At 48.1% G+C, this 1860-nt stretch carries 1 protein-coding gene; it reads right to left on the reverse strand.

Going from position 1 to position 1860, the window contains the following annotated elements; all coding sequences use genetic code 11:
- Window positions 1-116: 116 nt before the first annotated feature.
- The gene (gene ltrA / locus L1N85_RS21635; RefSeq protein WP_235241133.1) at window positions 117-1430 is read right to left on the reverse strand and encodes a group II intron reverse transcriptase/maturase; all 1314 of its coding nucleotides are present in this window, start codon (window positions 1428-1430) and stop codon (window positions 117-119) included.
- Window positions 1431-1860 lie beyond the last annotated feature (430 nt).

Consider the following 1860-nt stretch of genomic DNA (forward strand, 5'->3'; position numbering starts at 1 on the left):
GTAAACACCTGTCGGAGTAGAGTAAAGGGCTGGGAGTACCAGCCCCTCCTCATCAAACCGTACGTGCGGTTTTCCCGCATACGGCTTTCCGACATTCTTCACCTTGGGCATTATAGCTATCCCCATGTCGAGACGGTTTTCAAGCCTGCCTGCTTTAAGATTTGGAAGAAGTCAACCCTTCCACTCTTTCTCTTCTTGTGCTTCTTGTTCCAGAAGATCATAAGTCGTCGGCGAATAAACCAGTCAATTTTCCGTAGGAACTTATTGGAAATCCCCGTATCAATATCCTTGTAGTGAGTACTCCATCCTTGAATGATCGGATTGATCTTACGGATCATGTCGTTGATGGATAGGAGAAGGAGATGGCGAGGTGACGTCATATCTTTTATTTTATCCCTCATCTTCTTCATCACCTTCTTGGATGGGAAACTTCGCAGGATATGCGCTATATTTCCTCCCTTTCTCCACACCGGCATTCTCCGATGGTGGTATCCGAGAAAATCAAATCCCTTTTCATCCTTCCATAAGTTCACAACCTTTGACTTGGTTTGGTTCACCGTCAATTCTAGCTTCTGAAACACCGCTTTAAGCACTTGTATCGTCTCTTTTGCGTGCTCTTTCTTGTGGCATAGTACAACTAGGTCATCCGCATAACGCACCAATGTTCCCAGATGCGTGAATTGGTTTTCCCATATTGTATCCAGATAATGCAAATATAGGTTTGAAAGGAGTGGACTGATGACCCCGCCTTGAGGGCTTCCTAGATCCGTTTCCTTGTACTCCCCGTCTTTCATTACCCCTGCCGTGAGCCATTGCCGGATGAGTTTGAGTATTCGTCGGTCACTTATCCGTTGTTCAACCATTTTCATCAGCTTATCATGCGGAATATTATCGAAGTATGCGGTAATGTCTATATCTACCACCCAGTAAATCGACCCCTTGTTGACGGTGTCTCTTATTCGTTCGATCGCTTTCTTCAAGTCTCGTTTTGGTCGAAACCCAAACGAGGAATCTTTGAAATCTGCTTCGAACACAGGCTCAGTCACAATTTTGGCCGCCATTTGCACCAATCGATCTCGGACAGTGGGTATACCTAACGGGCGAACTTTTCCGTCACCCTTGGGTATCTCTTTCCTTCTCACTGGCTGTGGGCGGTATGTGCCTTCCTTCAGGATGTGTTGTGTCTCTTGTATGAACCGCTCTTCTCCATATTTCTTGAGGATATAGTCGATGGTCATCTGGTCGACTCCGGCGCTTCCGCCGTTTGCTTTTACTCGCTTCCATGCGATAGTGAGCACATCGAGCCGATACACCTTGTCATACAGAGCATGAAACCTTCGCTTGGTACTTGCCTTGGCCGCAAGGTAGAGGGTGATCTGGAGTTCTCGAACTTTTGCTTTGGTGTAGTTAGCAGGGATTCCTGCATTCACTCGCTCTTACCTCCTTTTCTTCCCGCGAACGAAGTGGGGTATTGCCTTTCGGCACTCTTCCCTCCGCAAGGTTATGTTGTCCTTGCTTCATTGGTACTATAGTCCCCTCCGACTCCCTTCCCGCAGCTTACCACTTCACCCTTTGGGCTTATAGGTTCACTCTTTACGACGTATGCCGTGCGGGGGAGGGTCTCCCTAGTTCCAGATATAACTTTCCTTGCATGCCGATCCCCTTACACCGGAGGATTCTTCCGCGCAGCCCATCCAAGTTCTTCACGCGTTCCATGGCCTTCATCGTTCTACACGCGACTCGGCTTCCTCTTGTCCCATTCGGGTCACCTTATCGATGCGGCAGGATTCACTTTATGTTACGGCCTGCAAGTTTGCTTACCCTCATCTTCTGTTGAGGTTTTCATAGGGCTTCAGCCGC

The sequence above is a fragment of the Paenibacillus alkaliterrae genome, from assembly GCF_021532375.1.
Classification (GTDB): Bacteria; Bacillota; Bacilli; order Paenibacillales; family Paenibacillaceae; genus Pristimantibacillus; species Pristimantibacillus alkaliterrae.